The organism is Microbacterium galbinum, assembly GCF_023101185.1.
Classification (GTDB): Bacteria; Actinomycetota; Actinomycetes; order Actinomycetales; family Microbacteriaceae; genus Microbacterium; species Microbacterium galbinum.
This window is the reverse complement of sequence record NZ_CP078077.1, coordinates 1,287,560-1,306,911: the sequence shown is the minus strand read 5'-3', so window position 1 is coordinate 1,306,911 and position 19,352 is coordinate 1,287,560. Positions and strand designations below refer to the sequence as shown.

Annotated in this window: 16 protein-coding genes; 10 read left to right on the top strand and 6 right to left on the bottom strand. The window is 68.6% G+C overall.

Annotated features, from left to right (window positions below; genetic code table 11):
• Positions 1 to 1,084: 1,084 nt before the first annotated feature.
• The 5 genes from KV396_RS06505 to KV396_RS06485 all read left to right on the top strand — a co-directional run bounded on the left by KV396_RS06505 (position 1,085) and on the right by KV396_RS06485 (position 5,456).
• Positions 1,085 to 2,008: a ParA family protein gene (locus KV396_RS06505; protein WP_247624058.1), complete on the top strand. Its 924-nt coding sequence runs from the start codon at positions 1,085 to 1,087 to the stop codon at positions 2,006 to 2,008.
• Entirely contained in the window at positions 2,008 to 2,985 is a 978-nt protein-coding gene (locus tag KV396_RS06500) for a ParB/RepB/Spo0J family partition protein (protein WP_247957256.1), read from the top strand. The genes KV396_RS06505 and KV396_RS06500 overlap by 1 nt, the downstream gene beginning before the upstream one ends.
• Before the next feature lie 146 nt (positions 2,986 to 3,131).
• Positions 3,132 to 4,580, top strand: coding sequence for a sugar porter family MFS transporter (locus KV396_RS06495; protein ID WP_247957255.1), 1,449 nt, complete (start codon positions 3,132 to 3,134; stop codon positions 4,578 to 4,580).
• A gap of 10 nt (positions 4,581 to 4,590) precedes the next feature.
• Positions 4,591 to 4,926, top strand: a complete 336-nt coding sequence (locus tag KV396_RS06490; protein ID WP_247633423.1) for a tryptophan synthase subunit alpha — start codon at positions 4,591 to 4,593, stop codon at positions 4,924 to 4,926.
• Between the two features lie 11 nt (positions 4,927 to 4,937).
• Positions 4,938 to 5,456 carry a GrpB family protein gene (locus KV396_RS06485; protein WP_247957254.1) on the top strand — a complete coding sequence of 173 codons (519 nt, stop codon included), beginning with the start codon at positions 4,938 to 4,940 and terminating at the stop codon, positions 5,454 to 5,456.
• Between the two features lie 332 nt (positions 5,457 to 5,788).
• Here the strand turns inward: KV396_RS06485 and trxA are convergent, their stop codons facing one another.
• From trxA to KV396_RS06465, 4 genes are all read right to left on the bottom strand, one after another.
• Positions 5,789 to 6,112, bottom strand: coding sequence for a thioredoxin (trxA, locus tag KV396_RS06480; RefSeq protein ID WP_247957253.1), 324 nt, complete (start codon positions 6,110 to 6,112; stop codon positions 5,789 to 5,791).
• Positions 6,113 to 6,178: 66 nt separating this feature from the next.
• Positions 6,179 to 7,153 carry a thioredoxin-disulfide reductase gene (gene trxB / locus KV396_RS06475; RefSeq protein WP_247633425.1) on the bottom strand — a complete coding sequence of 325 codons (975 nt, stop codon included), beginning with the start codon at positions 7,151 to 7,153 and terminating at the stop codon, positions 6,179 to 6,181.
• A gap of 93 nt (positions 7,154 to 7,246) precedes the next feature.
• Positions 7,247 to 8,863, bottom strand: a complete 1,617-nt coding sequence (gene murJ, locus KV396_RS06470; RefSeq protein WP_247957252.1) for a murein biosynthesis integral membrane protein MurJ — start codon at positions 8,861 to 8,863, stop codon at positions 7,247 to 7,249.
• On the bottom strand, positions 8,860 to 11,016 hold the full coding sequence (locus KV396_RS06465) for a DUF6049 family protein (RefSeq protein WP_247957251.1): 2,157 nt from the start codon (positions 11,014 to 11,016) through the stop codon (positions 8,860 to 8,862). Before KV396_RS06465 ends, murJ begins: the two co-directional genes overlap by 4 nt.
• A gap of 123 nt (positions 11,017 to 11,139) precedes the next feature.
• Between KV396_RS06465 and KV396_RS06460 the strand changes: the two genes are divergently transcribed.
• The 4 genes from KV396_RS06460 (at position 11,140) to KV396_RS06445 (ending at position 16,587) form a co-directional block, all read left to right on the top strand.
• Positions 11,140 to 12,621: a DUF7059 domain-containing protein gene (locus tag KV396_RS06460; RefSeq protein WP_247957565.1), complete on the top strand. Its 1,482-nt coding sequence runs from the start codon at positions 11,140 to 11,142 to the stop codon at positions 12,619 to 12,621.
• A gap of 29 nt (positions 12,622 to 12,650) precedes the next feature.
• Positions 12,651 to 13,709: an LLM class flavin-dependent oxidoreductase gene (locus tag KV396_RS06455; protein ID WP_247624067.1), complete on the top strand. Its 1,059-nt coding sequence runs from the start codon at positions 12,651 to 12,653 to the stop codon at positions 13,707 to 13,709.
• Positions 13,710 to 13,863: 154 nt separating this feature from the next.
• The gene (locus KV396_RS06450) at positions 13,864 to 14,514 is read left to right on the top strand and encodes a dihydrofolate reductase family protein (protein WP_247957250.1); all 651 of its coding nucleotides are present in this window, start codon (positions 13,864 to 13,866) and stop codon (positions 14,512 to 14,514) included.
• 60 nt (positions 14,515 to 14,574) lie between these two features.
• Positions 14,575 to 16,587 (top strand): MSCRAMM family protein, encoded by a 2,013-nt coding sequence (locus tag KV396_RS06445; protein WP_247957249.1) that lies wholly within the window; start codon positions 14,575 to 14,577, stop codon positions 16,585 to 16,587.
• A gap of 94 nt (positions 16,588 to 16,681) precedes the next feature.
• Here the strand turns inward: KV396_RS06445 and KV396_RS06440 are convergent, their stop codons facing one another.
• Together KV396_RS06440 and KV396_RS06435 are read right to left on the bottom strand one after the other, a co-directional pair.
• Entirely contained in the window at positions 16,682 to 17,158 is a 477-nt protein-coding gene (locus KV396_RS06440) for an ASCH domain-containing protein (protein ID WP_247957248.1), read from the bottom strand.
• Positions 17,159 to 17,179: 21 nt separating this feature from the next.
• Complete coding sequence (locus KV396_RS06435) at positions 17,180 to 18,976, bottom strand: alkaline phosphatase family protein (RefSeq protein ID WP_247957247.1); 1,797 nt, start codon at positions 18,974 to 18,976, stop codon at positions 17,180 to 17,182.
• A 73-nt stretch (positions 18,977 to 19,049) separates the two neighbouring features.
• Between KV396_RS06435 and KV396_RS06430 the strand changes: the two genes are divergently transcribed.
• Entirely contained in the window at positions 19,050 to 19,343 is a 294-nt protein-coding gene (locus tag KV396_RS06430; RefSeq protein ID WP_247624072.1) for a hypothetical protein, read from the top strand.
• The last annotated feature ends 9 nt before the right edge of the window (positions 19,344 to 19,352 follow it).

Sequence of the window (19,352 nt, the reverse complement as noted above, 5' to 3'; positions counted from 1 at the left end):
CGGCGGGGCGGCTGTACGGCACGGGCGGACGGGACGGGGCGGGGCGGGGTGGGGCGGGCGCCGCGTTGCGGGCTACCGCTGCCGGTTGGGGAAGTACCCCACTTCCGTTCGGCGGAAGCAATCGGTGATGATCAAAGGCTCGGAGCGCCGCAGCTTGGGCCCATCTGAACTTGTTTCACGTGAAACATAGGAGTCCTCATCGCCGAGACGGTGGCCGGGGACTGGCGAGGAGCGCGGGGAACGTGGCGAGGAGTGCGGAGCACGTGGCGAGAGAAGCGGGGAGCGTGGCGAGGGGAGAGGGGAGAGGGGAGTGGGGAACGGGGGATGGAGAGTGACGACGGAGGTACTGCGCGGGGGAGCGTAGCTGACTGTTCCTCGCTGGCGGCCCTTCGTTTCGCTTCGCTCGCTCAGGGACCGTGAGTGTCTCTCACCGCGGGCCCGCTAAACACTCATCCCCCTGTGTTTCACGTGAAACGTGTATGCAGCCGCGGCGGCGAAAACTGGGCCTGTGCGACTCCGAGCAGTAGGCAACCAACCGACTGGTCCGCCAAGCGAGTCCCAACTATGGCCCCAGAGGAGCGCACCCGCACCTTGGGGCGGAGGTCCGGCACGTCAGCTGCAAGAGGTGCATGTCGATGAGGGCGACTCAGGATTGAGGGCACCCACTCCGACAGGCGCCAGTCCGGTAGATCGCGAAGTTTGCGGTGGTTCCGCCGGACCCCTGGCGACCGATGCTCCTCCCGTCGAGTAGCCGTGTTTCACGTGAAACGTCGTAGAGATGCCGACACCAACCTCGACTGACTGACGCAAAGAAGCCGTGTGGAGGTGAAGTACTCCCGGGAGTGAGCATCGGGAGGGGCCCGCGAAGCGGGAGGGTCCCCGTTCTGCGAACGAAGGGAGCGCTTCACCTCCACACCTCCAAGGACTACTGCACCTCCACACCCCAAGGAGTACTGCACCCCCACACCCCGAAGAGTGCCGAGGAAACCCGAGATACAGCTCTCGACAGCCCGAGGAACCGCACCCTCGGCGTTCCGACGTCGGTCCAAGCGATTAGAGTGGAACGCGGCCCCGAAAGGAGTGGATGTTTCACGTGAAACAGTCCGAAAAGGCATCCCCGAGTGAATCATTCGGGATGGATACACCGCTCGCGCGGGAGCTCGCCGACCTGTCAGCTCGACGTCGTGCTCTGGAGTCCACGAAGGTGGAGTTCTCCGGAGAGACGCGGGTGATGACGGTCTCCAACCAGAAGGGCGGGGTCGGTAAGACCACGACCGCGGTGAACGTGGCTTCGGCCCTCGCCGGGCTGGGGGCGAAGGTCCTCGTGATCGACCTCGATCCGCAGGGAAATGCGTCGACGGCGCTCGGAGTCCCGCACAATGCGGAGACCGCGAGCATCTACGACGTCCTGATCGAGGGAACGCCCCTCGCTGAGATCGTTCAGCAGAGCCCCGAGGACGAGAACCTCTTCTGCGCGCCGAGCACGATTCACCTCGCCGGCGCCGAGATCGAGCTCGTGGCGCAGGTGGCGCGCGAGCATCGACTGCGCACAGCACTCGACGAGTACCTCAAGAGCACGCCGATGGACTTCGTGATCATAGACTGCCCGCCGTCGCTCGGTCTCCTCACGATCAACGCGTTCACCGCGGCATCCGAGGTGTTCATTCCCATTCAGTGCGAGTACTACGCGCTGGAGGGTCTGAGCCAACTGCTCGGCAGCATCCAGATGATCCAGAAGCACCTGAACCCGGGTCTGCACCTCTCGACCATCCTGTTGACGATGTACGACGGCCGTACCCGCCTGGCGCAGCAGGTGGCCGAAGAGGTGCGCGGTCATTTCCCCGAGCAGGTGCTCGAGACGATGATCCCGCGGTCGGTGCGCGTGTCGGAGGCCCCGAGCTTCGGCCAGACGGTGATCGCCTACGACGGTCAGTCCGCCGGCGCGATCGCATACCGTGAGGCCGCTGTCGAAATCGCGTCGCGTGCGGCGCAGAGCAAGGAGAAATGATGGCGAAGCGCACTGGTCTGGGCCGCGGAATCGGCGCACTCATCCCCACGGCCGACCAGACGGAGCGTCCGGTCGACGTGTTCTTCCCCGGCGCGAGCATCCGTCCGTCGGAGTCGACGACCACGGCCGAGGCATCCGCCGAGGATGCGGATGCCGTCGACCTCACCGTCGTGCCGGGAATCCACCTCGTGCAGGTCGACCCGAACAAGATCGTCGCCAACCCGCGCCAGCCGCGCACCCACTTCGATGCCGATGATCTCGCCGAGCTGGTGCACAGCGTGCGGGAGTTCGGCGTGCTGCAGCCGGTCGTCGTGCGCACCAACTCCGAGGGCGACTACGAGCTGATCATGGGGGAGCGGCGCACGCGCGCCGCTCGGGAGGCCGGCCTCACCGCCATCCCCGCGATCGTGCGCGAGACCGCCGATGAGGATCTCCTGCGCGACGCGTTGCTCGAGAACCTCCACCGTTCCGAGCTCAACCCTCTGGAAGAGGCGTCCGCTTACCAGCAGCTGCTCGAGGACTTCGGCATCACGCAGGAGGAACTCGCGACGCGCATCGGTCGTTCCCGTCCTCAGATCAGCAACACGATCCGTCTGCTCAAGCTGCCGGTGCCCGTGCAGCAGCGTGTCGCGGCCGGCGTGCTGACCGCGGGCCACGCTCGCGCGATCCTCAGCCTCGAGACGCCCGAATCGATGCAGCGCCTCGCCGACAAGGTCGTGAACGAAGACCTCTCGGTGCGTGCGACCGAGGAGGCCGCGAAGACGCAGTGGAGCAGTGGCACCAAGACGACGAAGGCGACGCCGGGAGCGCGCCGCGCCTACCTCGATGAGGTCGCCGGCAAGCTCGGGGATCGCCTCAACACGCGGGTCAAGATCTCCCTCGGTTCGCGCAAAGGCCAGGTCACGATCGATTTCGCTTCGATCCAGGATCTCAACCGCATCCTCAGTGAGCTCGGCGAGGAGAGCTACGGCAACTGAGCCGGATCCACTGCAGAGAATCGCGTCCGACCCCCTGAATCACGGGGAGTCGGGCGCATTTCTCGTTGACGGCCCTCGATGTCAAGCACCCCCGCGAGATTCTCCGGAGTTCTAGACTCGCTGAGGACGACCCATGGGAGGGCAACATGTCAGCGACAGCATCCGGATCCGGCATCAAGGGGAAGGTGATCGCGATCAGCATCGCCGCGGCCCTCGGTGGATTCCTCTTCGGATTCGACACAGCGGTCATCAACGGCGCGGTGGATGCTCTCGCCGGCAACCAGTCGGGCTTCGACCTCGGCGCCGGCCTCAAGGGCTTCGCCGTCTCGTCGGCCCTCATCGGTTGTGCGGTCGGCGCGTGGTTCGCCGGTCCGCTGGCGAACCGGTACGGACGCATCCCCATCATGGTCGCGGCTGCGGTCCTCTTCCTGGTGTCGTCGATTGGTTCCGGTCTGGCCTTCAGCGTCGTCGACCTGATCATCTGGCGCATCGTCGGTGGCCTCGGTGTCGGCGCGGCATCCGTCATCGCGCCGGCGTACATCGCCGAGGTCTCTCCCGCCAGCATGCGCGGTCGACTCGGCTCGCTGCAGCAGCTCGCGATCGTGAGCGGTATCTTCGTCGCCCTGTTGTCGGACGCCCTGCTCGCCGAGGTCGCCGGCGGGGCTGCCGAGTCGCTCTGGGGCCTGTACGCCTGGCGATGGATGTTCATCGCGGAGGCGATCCCGGCGATCGTCTACGGAATCATGGCGCTGAATCTCCCCGAATCCCCGCGCTATCTCGTGCGCAAGGGCGACATCGAGAAGGCATCCGAGGTGCTCACGACCGTCACGGGCACGGTCGATGTGAAGGCCAAGATCTCCGAGATCACCGGCACGATCGACACGGAGAAGAAGGAATCCCTGCGCGACCTGCGCGGCAACCGCTTCGGCCTCAAGCCGATCGTCTGGGTCGGCATCCTGCTCTCGGTCTTCCAGCAGTTCGTCGGCATCAACGTCATCTTCTACTACTCGACGACGCTGTGGCAGTCGGTCGGCTTCGGTGAATCCGAGGCGCTGCTGATCACGGTGATCACCTCCGTGACGAACATCGTGGTGACGATCGTCGCTATCCTGCTCGTCGACAAGGTCGGCCGGCGCATCATGCTGCTCGTCGGATCGGTGGGCATGACGATCTCTCTCGGCCTCATGGCTCTCGCGTTCTCGTTCGGCACCCTCGATTCCGCCGGTGCCGTCACGCTGCCCGAGCCCTGGTCGACAGTGGCGCTGATCTGCGCCAACGCGTTCGTCGTGTTCTTCGGGGCCACCTGGGGCCCGCTCGTGTGGGTGCTGCTGGGCGAGATGTTCCCGAACTCGATCCGCGCGGGGGCCCTCGCGGTCGCGGCGGCGGCGCAGTGGGCGGCGAACTTCTTCATCTCGACCACGTTCCCCGCGTTCGCCAACATCGGCCTGCCGTTCGCCTACGGTTTCTACGCGTTCTTCGCACTGCTGTCGTTCTTCTTCGTGTACTTCAAGGTCGCCGAGACCAAGGGCAAGGAGCTCGAGGACATGAGCGAGGATGTGAAGGTCGAGCGCCGACCCCGTCGCGCACGCGCGTAGGCTGGAAGGCATGAGCGAGTCCGTCCCCCGTCGCGCCAGCCTGGAAGTACTGCGTGCCGAGGCATCCGACGAACTCGCCGTGATCGTGCAGGAGCGGTTGCTGGGCGGGGAGGACCCGTGGGAGTTCATGGAGGAGCTCCCCAGCATCGATGAGCTCGTCGTCTACCTGCTGCGCGCCGACAACATCAGCGCGAACGACGGGGTGCGGCCGAACGAAGCCCGGCACTACCGGGTGCTGCGGCAGATCGCCCTCGAGTACCCGGAGCTGACGCCGGCCGTGTGGGGCCTGCTCGACGACAAGCAGCGCTACCGCCGGTGGGACCCGACGGTCGCGGACGCCTCCTGACGATGCCACGGATGCTCGTCGCCTACGATCCGTCATGGCCCGAGCAGTTCGCGGCTGCCGCCGCTCAGCTGCGTTCGCACGGCGACCCGGACTGGGTCATCGAGCACATCGGTTCGACCGCGATCCCCAGTATGCGCTCGAAGCCCATCATCGACCTCGCGGTGCGCGTCGCGGATGCCGCGGACTTCGAGATGCACCGGAGTGCGCTCGAGAGGTCGGGCTGGCGGCGGGGGAGCGCGGTGCGCAGTCACCCGGTGATGCTCCGCGAGAGGGACGGCGTGCGCACGCACATCGCGCACTTCTTCACCGCGGCGGACTGGGATGCCGTGAACCAGAGGATCCTGCGGGACTGGCTGCTCGAGCACCCCGCGGATGCCGATCGCTACCGGCACGCGAAGTGCGATGCCGTGGCCGCCGCTGCCCGTGGCACGTCGAGCTACAGCGCCGCGAAGACCCCGGTGATCCAGGAGATCGTGGATCGCGCGCGCACGGCCCGGGGGTTGCCGCGGGTCGAGGTGTCGGACAAGTAGCCGCCGGGCCCTTCGACGGGCTCAGGGACCCAGCTGCTGCGTGGTGGGCCCTTCGTCTCGTCGCTGCGCTCCTCGCTCAGGGACCGGGGGCGTTGATCGGGCGCAGTCCGTCGAGCGAAGCGAGACGCTGCGACCAGCTACGAAACACCCCATCGTCCGTGTCCGCGGGCGCAGAGATGTTCCCCGAACGAGCATCGGGAGGGGCCCGCGAAGCGGGAGGGTCCCCGTTCTGCGAGAGAGGGGAACATCCCGGAGCCCGTCACCGAAAGCATCCGTAGAACAGAGAAGGCCGCCGCCTCCCGAAGGAGACGACGGCCCGAAAGTTCTCAGACTCAGCCGATGAAGGCCGCGAGGTCCTTCTCGAGGGCCGGCTTCGGCTTCGCGCCGATGATGGTCGTCTTGACCTCACCGCCCTGGAACACCTTCATCGCCGGGATCGACGTGATCTGGTACTTCATCGCCAGCTCGGGGTTCTCGTCGACGTTGAGCTTGAGGATGGTGATCTTGTCGGGGTTGTCGGCCTGGATCTGGTCCAGGACCGGGGCGACCATACGACACGGTCCGCACCATTCGGCCCAGAAGTCCACGAGAACGGGACCTTCGGCCTGCAGTACGTCCTGCTCCCAGGTCGCCTGGCTCGTAGCCTGTGCACTCATCAGAGTTTCTCCTTGTTCGAGGTTCGTCGGATACAACAGCCGACCGGGGGAAAGTGTTCCCGCAGGTCAGGCGGTGATGATCTCGGCCGCTTCAGCCGCGGGGAACTCGACGGAGGCGTCTTCGAGGTCGGCGAGGAAGTGCTCGGCGTCGAGGGCGGCGACCGTTCCGGAACCGGCAGCCGTGATGGCCTGACGGTAGGTGGGGTCGATCACGTCGCCGGCGGCGAAGACACCGGGAACCGAGGTGACCGAGGAGCGGCCGTCGACCCAGATCGTGCCCTCGGCGGTGAGCTTCAGCTTGTCGTGCACGAGGTGCGTGCGCGGGTCGTTGCCGATGGCGACGAAGAGACCGTCGAGGGGCAGGTCGCGTAGCGTGCCGTCTTCGGTGGAGCGCAGCTGCACGCCCTCGACCGAGTCCTTGCCGAGGATCTCGGCGACTTCGCTGTTCCAGATGAACTCGATCTTCTCGTTCGCGAAGGCGCGCTCCTGCATGATCTTCGACGCGCGGAGGGTGTCCTTGCGGTGGATCACGTAGACCTTGTCGGCGAAGCGGGTGAGGAACGTGGCCTCTTCCATCGCCGAGTCGCCGCCGCCGACGACCGCGATCGTCTTCTCGCGGAAGAAGAAGCCGTCGCAGGTGGCGCACCACGAGACGCCGTAGCCGGAGAGGCGCTCTTCGCCCTCGATGCCGAGCTTGCGGTACGCCGAGCCCGTCGCGTAGATGAGGGTCTGGGTCTCGTGCACCGTGCCGCTGCCGAGGGTGACCTTCTTGACCGGTCCGTCGAGCTCGAGCGACGCGACGTCGTCGTAGACGACCTCGGTGCCGAACTTCTCGGCCTGTTCCTGGAACTTGGCCATGAGCTCGGGGCCCTGGATGCCATCGGGGAAGCCGGGGTAGTTCTCGACCTCGGTGGTGTTCATCAGCTCACCGCCGACCTCGACCGAGCTCGCGATGAGCAGCGGCTCGAGGTTCGCGCGCGCCGCGTAGATGGCGGCGGTGAAACCGGCGGGGCCGGAGCCGATGATGACGACCTGACGCATGAAATGCTCCCTGTGAGAACTGCAATGCCATCGAATGATGTCCGACAGCTTCAACCCATGGTAACCGCGCGGCATTCCCGCGACGGGAGACGCTCAGCGACCGGGCAGGAAGCGCCGGGCGAGGGCTCCGGCGGCCTTCAGTTCGGGAGCGCGGAGCAGGGCGAGGATGCCGAGGTAGACGACCACGACGACGAGTCCGACGATCGCGGTACCGAGGGCGCCCTGGAACTTGTCGGCCATCGTCCAGCCGTCGACGCCACCCAGCAGCACGAAGGCGCCCCATCCGGCGAAGCCCGCGGGGATGCCGGCGAGGGCGAAGCGGCCGATCGCGGCCATCCAGGAGCGGATCTGCAGGCCGCCGATCTTGCGGTGCAGCAGCCAGGTGGCGAGGATCGTCTGCACGATGCTCGCGATCGACTGGCCGAGGGCGACGGCGGCGGCGAGCGAGGTCAGCGGGATGATGCCCGCCTCACGCAGGCCGAGAGCCCCGAGGGCCGTGCCGACGATGAGCACGCACTGGAAGATCGTGAACCAGAACGGCGTGCGGGTGTCGTCGTAGGCGTAGAAGGTGCGCTGCACGATGAACAGGATCGTGAGCGGGATGAGGCCGAACAGGTAGGCGATCAGCACGAGGGCGGCCGCCTGGGCGTCGTCGGCGTTGTCGGTGAAGACGCGGGAGGCGGGGATCGCGGCCGCGGCGACGGCGGCGGTGGCGGCGACGATGAAGAACAGCAGGGTGCGGATGCTCTGCGCGATGTCCGCGCGCACCTCGTCGTCTCGTCCGGCCGCCGCGTGCGCGCTGATCTGCGTGAAGTACGGGGTGCCGATCGAGAGCACGATCACCGAGTAGGGGAGCATGAAGATGAGCCAGGCGTTGGCGGTCACGGTGGCCGAGGCCCCGAGGCCCGACACCTCGCTCACGAGATAGCCCTGGTACATGCCCGCCGCGAGGCTCGCGAACGCCATGAGGAACGTCCATCCGGCGAGCCGACCGACGTTGCCGAGACCGACACCGCGCCAGCGGAAGTCGGGCTTGAGGGCGAGTCCCGTGCGGCGCCAGAACACGAGCAGCACGAGGGCCTGCAGCGCGATGCCGAGCGTGGCGGTGCCGCCGAGCACGGTGATCATCTCGGGCGTCCAGTCGGCGGCCCGGGTGGAGACCGGGCCGAAGAGGGCGCCGAGCGCGAGGAAGCCGGCGATTGAGACGATGTTGTTGACGACGGGGGCCCACGTGAAGGGGCCGAAGATCTTGCGGGCGTTGAGCGCCTCGCCCAGCATCGCGTACAGGCCGTAGAGCAGGATCTGCGGCAGGCACCAGTAGGCGAGGGCGGTGGCCAGCGCCAGCGCATCATCGCTCGCCTTGCCGGCCACGAGGTGCACGAGCCAGGGCGCGGCCGCGGTCGCGATCGCGGTCACGACCACGAGCACGACGGTGCCCAGGGTGAACAGCTTCGAGATGAAGGCGTTGCCGCCGTCGGCATCCGCGGTGGCCTTCACGATCTGAGGGACGATCACCGCGGTGAGGATGCCGACTGAGATCAGGGAGAAGACGCTGTTCGGCAGCTGGTTCGCGTAGGTGAAGGCGTCCGCCGCCTCGGAGGCGACCGACCCCAGCACCCCGACGAGCACGATGCTGCGGAGCAGCCCCGTGATGCGGGAGACGAGGGTGCCGGCGCCGATGATCGCGCTCGCGCGCCCGAGACTGCTCACGTGGTTTCTTTCTCTCCGGATTCGTCGAGGGCGTCAGCATCCGCCGCGGCATCCGCTTCGCCACCCTCGACCGCGGACTCCCGACGTCGACGGAGCACCGTGCGGATCACACCGCCGACGATCAGCAGCACGGCGAGACCGCCGAAGATGACGAGACCGATCGTCTCCCACTCGGCGCGCACCGCGACGCGTACCGTCTGCGGGCCGTCGATCAGTGCGCCGGTGGGGCTGTAGAGGTTCAGGCGCAGATCGAGCTCGCCGCTGCCGACGCGCGCAGAGACGGGAACCTTCACCCGGGCACTGGAGTTGGCCTGCACGACGACGTCGTTGCTGCCCTGCACCTCGAGGCGGGGGTCGGTGGGCGCCACCGTCAGGCGCAGATTGACCGGCCACGGCAGGTCGTTGCGCACGCTGAACGGGAGGTCGGCATTGGCGCTGAGCAGCTGGATCGTGCTCGACGGGGGGATGCTGACGGCGTGGAGCGTGTCGTTCGTCGCCGCACGGTGCACGGCGACGTTGGTGCTGAACTTCGTCTCGGGCACGCCGACCGCGATCTCGCGCAGCACGCGGATGCGCTCTCGGCTGAGCAGCACCTGCGGGTCGTCGAGGATCGTCGCGAAGGTGGCGAGTGTGCCCTCGTCGACCAGCATGTTCTGGAGAGCGCTGACGCGGAGGTCGTCGACGGCGCCGGTGAGAGCGACGCCCGCGGCAGGAGCCGAGCGCACCGACGACAGGTCGAAGCCGGGGGAGTCGACCGCGGCGATCGCCTCACGAAGGGCTGCGGCGTCTCGGGTCTCGTCGCGGTCGAGGCCGACCAGGAGCGGGCCCTGCGGCGCCGCCTGTCCGGCGAAGTAGAGCTGTGCACTCGCTGCGGCGAGCCAGCGCTGCCGGGCGCCCGAGGCCGATTCGCTCGCGGCACCGGAGATCGCGGCGGAGATCGCCTCGTCGACGACGAGCAGGTCGTGCCCGTCGGTGGTCGCGTGCGCGGTGTCGACGGCATCCGTCGCCGACGACGAGACGATCGTCGTGACCTCGCCGCCGAAGTAAGAGGTGAACGTCGCGAGGTCTTCGGAGCGGGCGCCGGCCAGCGGCCAGACGATTCCCTCGATGGCGTCGTCGATGGCCGTGAGCGTCTCGTCGTCCGGCAGCACGGGCGCGTCGGTCGCGGAGGGCGTCGGAGATGGCGTGGAGGTGCCGGGGGTCGGCGTGGCAGTCGCCGGGGTGCTCGGGAAGCTCAGGGGGTTCACGAAGGGCGCGAGGGTCGTGGGCTGCAGCAGCTCCGGCAGCTGCGCCTGCGCCTGCACCGTCGCATCGGCGTCGCCGAACTGCAGGGCGAAGCGCTCGTTGGGGAGATCGTCGAAGCGCTCGAGCCAATCGGTCGCGTTCGCCGGCGCCGAGGTGCCGAGCACCCGGATCGCCGCGACGATCGCGGGGTCGATGGCGATCACGGCCGCCGTGCCCGAGACGCCGTCGAGAGCGGCCGTGAGTGCCCCGTCGGCCGCCGTGAGCTCGGCGAGCTCGTCGGCCGTGAGCAGCACGCCGTCGGCAGGAGTCGCGGTGATGGGCACGATCACGCCGACCTGCACGGCATCGGCGGTCACGACGAGCACGCTGTCGGCCGAGACGTTGCGCGACACGAAGTCATCGCTGCCGACCGTGCCGGTGCTCGCTCCGCTCAGTTCCGCCCGGATCGGATAGACACCGGGGGCGAGCTCGGCGAGGGACTCCGGTGGGATGTCGACCGAGACGCGATCGGAGCCGCCGGCTTCGACGGCATCCGTCGCCTTCGATCCGAGCGTCTCGAACTCTCCGGGCGCCGACGTCTCGTCGAGCCAGGTCGAGACGGCCGTGCCGTCGGAGAGCGGAGTGCGGTTGATCTCGACCGTGACGGTGCCGGTCGACAGGCGGGCATCGGTGTCGTTCTGCAGCGAGAGGGATGCCGTGGCCGACGCACCGGGGGTGATCCTGCCGTGCGAGCCTATCGCGACGGAGAGCTCGACGATGCCGGCATCCGTCGTCTCGTCGTCGCCGTCGGCCGCCATCGCCGGAGACGCGACCGCGCCGAGACCGGCCGCGAGGGCGAACGCGGCGGCCGCGCTCGTGAGTCGCCGAAGACGCGCACGGAGGCGTCTGTCGGGGGTGCTCGCGGTCATGAAGGTCTTCCTCGAACGCCCGGGAAGAGGGCGGAATCGTGAGTACTGACCTTGTGATTCTAGAAGGCGCGCCGGAGGAGAACCCTGAAGACGCGTAGAGTGACGGCCGTGTCCGCCTCTGCAATGCCCGTTCCCGACCCGCTCGGATGCGCTTCGCTCGCCGCCGACCTCGACGCCGCCGACCTGCGCTCCGCGCCGTTGCGCCGCCTGTGGGGCGAAGAGGCCGACGACGCCCTGGCCCGCGGCATGCGCGAGCCCATCCTGCGCGCGATCGAGGGTGACGAGGGAACTCTCGCGACCCTGGGGCGCTTCTTCGTGCTCGGGATGCCGCAGCCGCGACGCTCCGTCGAGGAGGCGCTTCCGCGTCTCGGCGTCGACGGGCTGACGGCTCTCGGTCTCGCCACGGCATCCGACACCGTCGTCACGCCCACCGCGCTCCTGCGCCCGCAGTCGTTCGTCGACGCGGACGGGGTCGGGGAGTGGTGGATCGCGAGCGACCTCGATGAGGTCGCGCTCGGCACCGCACTGCCCGCCGACCACGTGCTCGGAGTCGGCGGCGCCTCGCGCACCCTCGCCGAGATCGTCGTGCCGATCGAGGTGGAGCGCGCGCTCGACCTCGGCACCGGATGCGGCATCCAGGCGCTGCTCGTATCGCGCCGTGCCGGACGGGTCGTCGCGACCGACATCTCCTCTCGGGCCCTGGCCTACGCCGAGCTCAACGCACGCCTGAACGGGATCGGCAACATCGAGTTCCGTCTGGGCAGCATGTTCGAGCCCGTCGCGGGGGAGGCGTTCGACCTGATCGTCTCGAACCCGCCCTTCGTCATCACGCCGCGCACCGAGGGCGTGCCCGAGTACGAGTACCGCGACGGTGGACTCATCGGAGACGCGCTCGTCGAACAGTTCGTGCGCACCGCACCCGCCTTCCTCACCGCGGGCGGAAGCGCCCAGCTGCTCGGCAACTGGGAGTCACGCGACGGGGTGAAGGGCCTGGCGCGTTTGGACGCCTGGGTGCCGGGCGACCTCGACCTCTGGGTCGTCGAGCGCGAGGAGCTCTCGCCCCTCGCCTACGCCGAGCTGTGGATCCGCGACGGCGGCACCACCCCGCGCGATGCGGAGTTCACGCCGCTGCTCACCGCCTGGCTCGACGACTTCGCCGCACGCGGAGTGACCGCGATCGGCTTCGGGTACGTGCTCATCCGTCGCGGAGACGCCCCCGTGCTGCGTCGCAGCGAGCACGTCGGCCAGGCCGTGTCGGGTGTGGGCGAGGCGCTGGGCCGCGGACTCGTGGCGCACGACCTGCTCGCGAGCGGGATCCCCGCGACCCTCGTCACGGCATCCGATGTCACCGAGGCCCGGCACCTGCTGCCCGGCAACGACGACCCCAGCGTGATCGAACTGCGTCAGGGCGGCGGCTTCGGACGCACGGTGAACGTCGACCCGGCGCTCGCCGCATTCGTGGGCGCCTGCGACGGCGAGCTGACGGTCGGACAGATCGCCGCGGCCCTCGCCGACCTCTTCGACGTGCCGCTCGCCGATCTGTGGGCCGAGCTGGAGCCGCGGATCCGGGCGCTGCTGATCGACGGGTTCCTTGCGGCGGAATAACCCGCGGTATTCATGCGTTCGAATACACCATGAAGGCTTTCGGATTCCTCTCTTTCGGTCACTACGCCGATGTCCAGGGTTCGGCGACCCGCACCGCGGGCGACATGCTGAAGCAGACCATCGAGATCGCCGAGGGCGCCGATGAGATCGGGGTGAACGGCGCCTACGTGCGCGTGCACCACTGGGCCCGCCAGGCCGCCTCGCCCATGCCGCTGCTGTCGGCGATGGCCGCACGCACGAAGCGCATCGAGGTCGGCACCGGCGTGATCGACATGCGGTACGAGAACCCGTTCCAGTTCGCCGAAGAGGCGGCCGCGCTCGACCTGATCGCCGACGGACGCATCGCGCTCGGCGTGAGCCGTGGGTCACCCGAGACGGCTCTGCGCGGCTACGAGACGTTCGGCTTCCACGATGAGGAGGATCCCGAGCGCGGCGGCGTGATGGCTCGTGAGAAGTTCGACCTGTTCCTGCGCGCGATCGACGGCGAGGGCCTCGCCCCCGGCGACCCGCGGATGGTCGGCGCCGGACGCTACCTGCAGATCGAGCCGCAGTCGCCCACGCTCCGCGACCACATCTGGTGGGGCTCGGGATCCCGAGCCACCGCCGAGGAGACCGGGCGCAAGGGCCTCAACATGATGAGCTCGACGCTGCTCACCGAGGCCACGGGCGTGCCGTTCCACGAACTCCAGAGCGAGCAGATCGCGCTGTTCCGCGCGGCCTACAAGGAGGCCGGTCACACCGGCTCGCCGCGCGTCTCGGTGAGCCGCAGCGTCTTCCCGCTGATCACCGACATGGACCGGGCGTACTTCGGTCTGCGCAGCGAGGACAGCGGCGACCAGATCGGCATCATCGACGGTTACCGCTCGACGTTCGGAAAGACCTACGCCGCCGAACCCGACGTGCTCATCGAGCAGCTGAAGAACGACTCGGCCGTCATGGCCGCCGACACGCTGCTGCTCACGATCCCGAACCAGCTCGGCCCCGCATACAACCTGCACGTGCTCGAGTCGTTCGCGAAGCACGTCGCGCCGGCGCTCGGCTGGAAGCCGAACACCGAGGGGCCGGTGCAGGGCGACCCGGTCGTCTGAGACGCGTCGGGCGCGGCATCCGTTCCCGGCTCGGCGTCTCGGGAGTGGGCGCTCGCCGGGACCGGCCGGCCGTTGACACCGCGCGCGGGATGGTCGACAGTGGGTTCGCCGTGTCGGATGCCGCGGCATCCGCTCCTCGGACATCGGAGACCCCATGACCCGCGTTCGCGTCGATCTCAACATCTCTCTCGACGGCTTCGCCACGACCACCGACCAGACCCCGGAGAACCCGTTCGGCGAGGACTGGGGTCGTCTCACGGCGGCGTATGCCGCGACGCGCACGTTCCGTGAGCGGGTGTTCCACGACACGAGCGGTGCGGGCACGACCGGGGTCGACGAGAAGTACGCCGCACGCTACTTCGAGAACATCGGCGCCGAGATCATGGGCGCCGGGATGTTCGGTCTGCACGCGAACCCCGATGACCCCGACTGGCGCGGCTGGTGGGGCGACGAGCCGCCCTTCCACGCGCCGGTGTTCGTGCTCACGCACACCCCGCGCGAGCGCATCGAGTTCGCGAACGGCACGTCGTTCGAGTTCATCGACGCGGCGCCCGAAGAGGCGTTGCGACGCGCGGTCGAGGCTGCGGAGGGCGCAGACGTGCGGGTGGGCGGCGGAGCGACGACCGTGCGCGAGTACCTGCGCGCGGGTCTCGTCGACGAGCTGCACGTCGGCATCACCCCGATCCTCATCGGCAGCGGCATCCGCTTGTGGGACGACCTGCGCGGACTCGAGTCCGGATACTCCGTTGCGTCGGAGACGGCCGAGTCCGGCGTCGTGCACATCACGTTCTCGCGCGCGAACTGACGGCCGGCCGGGGCGGAAGTTTTTCTCCGCCTCGTTGGTATACCGATGTAGCCTGGCGCCATGCGCGCGAAGCGAAGCAGCATCGTCATCGGAGTCCTGGCCCTGGTGGCTGCTGTCGCGGTGGTCGCGAGCCCCGCGTCGGCCGCGACCACGACGCAGTGGGCGACCTGGCAGCCATTGACAGGCACGAGCGGTGCGTATTCGACCTCGGTGCAGATCACTCCCGACCCGTCCATGGTCGCGATCGTGACCAGCACCTCGCGCTCCGGCCAGGTCGGCGTGATCTCGGGCGCATCGACCTGGCTCTCGCAGGGCACCCCCGTCGGCGCGAAGTACGGATCCAGCCGGGACCAGCCCTATCTGAACCTGCGCCCGCAGGCCGACACCCCGACCGGATCGTCGACGACGACGTACTCCTTCCTCGACCCGACACCCACCGCAGGCTGGACCTTCGTGCTCGGTGACATCGACGCCGACGCCGTGCGCATCCAGGCCACCGGTCCCGACGGACAGGCGCTCACCGCCGACGAGCTCGGGTTCCGCGGCGGTTTCAACTACTGCGCTCCCGGCGTGGTCGGCAAGCCGTCCTGCACCGGATCGGCCACCGATGTGCCCACCTGGGACGACACGACCCTCACGCTCACCGGCAACGCCGGTGCGGTCGACACCTCGGGTGCGGCGGCCTGGTTCGAACCCTCCGCCCCCATCACGACCCTGAGCTTCGTCTTCACCCGCCGCTCGGGTCTGCCGGTGTACCAGACGTGGTTCGCCTCGCTCGCGCGCGACGTCAGCGGAACCGTCGTCGACGACGCCGATGCACCGCAAGCGGATGTGGATCTCATACTGACCGATGCGAACGGTCGGGTCGTCGCCTCGACGACGACCGGCGCCGATGGCACCTATTCCTTCCCCGGCATCCAAGGCAGCGGCGGGTACACCGTGCGAGTGAGCGCACCCGAGGGAAAGATCGCGGAAGGCCCCTCGACCCGACCCGTCGACCTCAGTGAGACGGATGCCGTCGGCGTCGACTTCGTCGTGCGCGACATCGTGCCCGTCGCGGTCTCCGGACGGGTGGTCGACGAGAACGGCGACGGCGTCGGCGGGGTCACCGTGACGATCGACGGCACCGAGCTCACCGCCATCACCGGATCGGACGGGCGATACCTCTTCGACACCGTGCCCGTCGGCGACCACCTCGTGCGCGTCACCCCGCCGGGCGGCTTCTCGACCGCCGACGACACGCGTTCGATCACGGTGCCGGACGACAGCGAGGATCCGATCACGATCCCGCCGGAAGAGGACTTCGTCCTGCTGACGAACGCCGATCTGAGTGGCGTCGTCACATCGCCGGCGACGGGTATCGGCGTGAGCGGGGCGGTGGTGACCGTCACCGACCCCGACGGGAACATCGTCGCGACGACCGTTACCCGCCCGCTCGGCGAGTACACGATCCCGCGCCTTCCGCCGGGCGACTACACGGTCACGATCACGCCGCCGAGCGGCTACGCGCCACTCGGACCCACCAGCGCGACGGTCGAGCTCGGCAGTGAGTCCCTGACCGACGTGAACTTCGAGCTCGCCCTGCTGGGGAGCTTCTCGGGAACTGTGCGGGATGCATCGGGTGCCCCGGTCGCCGGGGTCGCCCTCACGCTCGAGGGTCCGGGCGGAACGCGGCAGCTCGTGTCGGCGGAAGACGGCTCCTACAGCCTGGGCGGTCTCGCGCCGGGAGACTACGTCCTGACCGTCGTCCCGCCCGAGGGCACGCAGGCGGTCGACTTCGCGCGCCGCTCGTTCGGTTTCCTGCCACAGGGCGGCGGCACCGTCATCGCCCAGGACTTCGTGCTCGCCGCGGTCGTGGTCGAGCCCAGCCCGTCGCCGGATCCTGACCCGCCGACGACGCCCGTCGCACCGCCGGCGCCGGGCACGGGTGGTGCGGGCACCGGAACGCTCCCCGGTACGGGCCTCGGCCCCGAGACCTTCGCGTGGGCGGCCGGCGGAGCGGTCGTGCTGCTGCTCGGCGCGACGCTGCTCATCGTGTCGCGTCGGCGGGCACGTGGTCGCGACGAGGGGTGAGGCATCCGTTCTTCGCGTTCACAACTCCTGAGAATCTGGGCGTTCACGGCCGGATTCGATTGTGTTCGGAGTGCTGAAGCAGTTTTCTCCGGAATTAGGGACGCCCGGCCGGGTGCACCAGCCGGAACAGCTCGCACAGGATCGGCATATCCGGCGCGAAACCCCGCGGATTCTCGGAGTGCGCGCGCCAGTACCGCTCGTGCGCGGCGCGCCAGTACTCGAGCGTGCGGTCGCCCTCACCCTCGGCGTGGGCGTGCGCGGCCTCGACCTCGTCGAAGGGGACGATGCGGATGCTCGTCGTCTCGATCACCGCGCGCGGTGCTCCGGTGCCGTCGAGGATGATGCTCAGCTCGCCCTCGACGGGGATTGGATCGCTTGCTGCGTCGTAGTCCCAGACCGATGAGGCGGTGCCCGTCTTGATGCCGTCGAGCACCAGAGCCAGCAGGTCATCCGCGTGCGCGGGGGTCGCGCCGAAGGCCCAGGCCAGGGGCACGGCGGCGGGAAGCTCCGGATGCTCCGACCGCACCCCTTCCCAGAACGAGGCGAGGGCGGTGGGGTCGGCGGTGATCATGACCTCAGCCTAGGCATCCGATCAGGAGGCGGGCGGCCCGAACAGCTCCTCGCCGTGCTCGTGCAGCAGGCGGTAGGCGTCGGCGAACGTCTCGGGGTCGGGCTCTCCGGGCTTCCCATAGCGCGACAGCAGCAGGCCGAGGAGTCCCCGCGCGGGCGGTGTGAGGGGCTTCATGCCGGAGGGGTCTCCCGGCTTCGGCTCGAGTTCCTCGGGGTTCGGCGGCGTGTAGGCGGGAGTCGTGACGGGCCAGTCCGACGGATGCCGCGGCTGATCGAGGTTGATGGCCTCGAACAGCGTGTTCGCCGAGGCGTCGCGGTCGTTGAGAGGCTTCAATCCGTGGAGCCGCGAGAGCGTGGCGGTGACGGTGCCATGATGCATCTCGTCGTGCACGATCGTGCCGCGCTTCGTGTACGCCGACACGGCGATCGCGGGAACGCGGCATCCGAGGCGGTCGAAGGTGAACCCCATCTCGCCGGCACCGGTGTCGGCGGTCGGCTTGGTCGCGGCGGGCGGCGGCACGTGGTCGTAGCATCCGCCGTGCTCGTCGAAGGTGATGAGCAGCAGGGTGTTGACCGCGTTCGACCCCTTCGGTGAGGCGCTCGTGCGCACGGCCTCGTAGATGTCGTGGATGAGTCGGTCGCCGGCGCGCACGTCGGAGATCGCACTGTCGTAGACCGGCTCTCCGTCGACCGTGCTCTCGCGGGGCGAGCCGAACGGCGGGTGGAAGTCGTTGTGGTCGTAGACCATGCGCGGCTCGATGAACGCGTAGGCGGGGAGGGTGCCGTTCTTCGTGTCGGCGTAGAAGTCCTCCATGGTGCCGAAGTGGTCGGTGCGCCAGTACTTCTCGAGCACGGCGGCGTGCAGCATCCCGGTGAACGAGACGAGCTGCAGCTTGTCGATGTAGATCTTCCAGCTCACCTTCTTCTCTTCGAGCCGGTTGAAGACGGTCGGGGCGGCGGGAGCGTCGAGCCACTTCTTGTAGCCGCCGCCGGCCTGGTTGGTGACGAAGCCATGCGAGGTCGACGCGTGGAAGAAGGAGCGATTGCAGAAGGTCTGCGAGGGCACGCCGGCGTACCAGTGGTCGAAGACCGCGAACTCGCTCGCGAGTGTCGAGAGCACCGGGAGCATCTCGGGCGAGAACGAGCCCATGATGTGCGCGGCCTCTTCGGGCTTCGGCTCCGTGCCCTTGCGCAGGCGACGGAAGTTGATGATGTAGTCCTCGAGGAACCCCGACATCGTGGCCTTCTCGCCGTGCGTCGGAGCGTTGAACGGGGCGGTCATCTCGTCGACGAACAGATCGGCGTTTCCCTTCGGGTCGACCGTGCCGAAGATCTGCGTGTTGACGTGCGGGTACTCCTCGCCCGGGTCGGGATCGGGCAGGCTCATGATGCGATCGGTGTCGCCGGTGTACACGTGGGCGTCGACGATGGTGCCATCGGATGCCGTGTTGCTGTGCTTGCCGAACGCGAGCCCCTCGAACGTCTCGCCGGCTGGCAGCGTCTGCGGCGAGTACAGGTAGCCGAGCAGGTTGTCGAAGGAGCGGTTCTCGCCCATGACGACCACGAGGTGGTCGAACCCGGGCTCGCTGCGCGGGGTGAGGGCGGCGAAGGGGTCGGGTTCGGACGCGAAGCCGTTGCGGGAATTCTGCGCGGCGACGGATGCGCCGATGGCCGCTCCCGCCGCACCGCCGACGACGGCGCCGGCGAACGCGGCCCCGCCCATCTTGAGGAACCCGCGCCGCGACGGGGTGCGGGCAGCGTCGGGATTCCGGTCGGATGCCGGATCGGATGCCGGGGGAGGGGTGCTGTCGTCGGCCATGGGGTGATCCTATGGCGGGGAGCACGGTGGCGGAATGCTGGAACGCATCCCGTCGCATCGGTACCGTGGATGCATGAGCCACGCGGGAGACTCCTCGGTCGATGCACGTGTCAGAGCCGTCGAGAAGGATTACCTCTCGCGCCAGACCCGCCTCTTCATCACGTTCGCGCTGATCGAGGGGCCGGTGCTGCTGCTCGGAGCCGTGCTCATCTACGGGTTCGAGCTCATCGACCCCGAGGTCGGCATCTGGTTCCTCGTCGCGGTGGCCGTGATCGGCGGCGGCGTGCTGAGCATGATGCTGCTGCGCCTCATCCAGGGCCGGGTGCAGGCGATCGACAGGGCCCGGGGAGAGAACCCGCTGTTCTGAGGGCACGAC

What these genes read in the sequence shown, in the direction of transcription:
- KV396_RS06505 (WP_247624058.1), top strand. Translation starts at nt 1,085, where the DNA reads ATGTTTCACGTGAAACAGTCCGAAAAGGCATCCCCGAGTGAATCATTC.
- KV396_RS06500 (WP_247957256.1), top strand. Translation starts at nt 2,008, where the DNA reads ATGGCGAAGCGCACTGGTCTGGGCCGCGGAATCGGCGCACTCATCCCC.
- KV396_RS06495 (WP_247957255.1), top strand. Translation starts at nt 3,132, where the DNA reads ATGTCAGCGACAGCATCCGGATCCGGCATCAAGGGGAAGGTGATCGCG.
- KV396_RS06490 (WP_247633423.1), top strand. Translation starts at nt 4,591, where the DNA reads ATGAGCGAGTCCGTCCCCCGTCGCGCCAGCCTGGAAGTACTGCGTGCC.
- KV396_RS06485 (WP_247957254.1), top strand. Translation starts at nt 4,938, where the DNA reads ATGCTCGTCGCCTACGATCCGTCATGGCCCGAGCAGTTCGCGGCTGCC.
- trxA (WP_247957253.1), bottom strand. Translation starts at nt 6,112, where the DNA reads ATGAGTGCACAGGCTACGAGCCAGGCGACCTGGGAGCAGGACGTACTG.
- trxB (WP_247633425.1), bottom strand. Translation starts at nt 7,153, where the DNA reads ATGCGTCAGGTCGTCATCATCGGCTCCGGCCCCGCCGGTTTCACCGCC.
- KV396_RS06465 (WP_247957251.1), bottom strand. Translation starts at nt 11,016, where the DNA reads ATGACCGCGAGCACCCCCGACAGACGCCTCCGTGCGCGTCTTCGGCGA.
- KV396_RS06460 (WP_247957565.1), top strand. Translation starts at nt 11,140, where the DNA reads ATGCCCGTTCCCGACCCGCTCGGATGCGCTTCGCTCGCCGCCGACCTC.
- KV396_RS06455 (WP_247624067.1), top strand. Translation starts at nt 12,651, where the DNA reads ATGAAGGCTTTCGGATTCCTCTCTTTCGGTCACTACGCCGATGTCCAG.
- KV396_RS06450 (WP_247957250.1), top strand. Translation starts at nt 13,864, where the DNA reads ATGACCCGCGTTCGCGTCGATCTCAACATCTCTCTCGACGGCTTCGCC.
- KV396_RS06445 (WP_247957249.1), top strand. Translation starts at nt 14,575, where the DNA reads ATGCGCGCGAAGCGAAGCAGCATCGTCATCGGAGTCCTGGCCCTGGTG.
- KV396_RS06440 (WP_247957248.1), bottom strand. Translation starts at nt 17,158, where the DNA reads ATGATCACCGCCGACCCCACCGCCCTCGCCTCGTTCTGGGAAGGGGTG.
- KV396_RS06435 (WP_247957247.1), bottom strand. Translation starts at nt 18,976, where the DNA reads ATGGCCGACGACAGCACCCCTCCCCCGGCATCCGATCCGGCATCCGAC.
- KV396_RS06430 (WP_247624072.1), top strand. Translation starts at nt 19,050, where the DNA reads ATGAGCCACGCGGGAGACTCCTCGGTCGATGCACGTGTCAGAGCCGTC.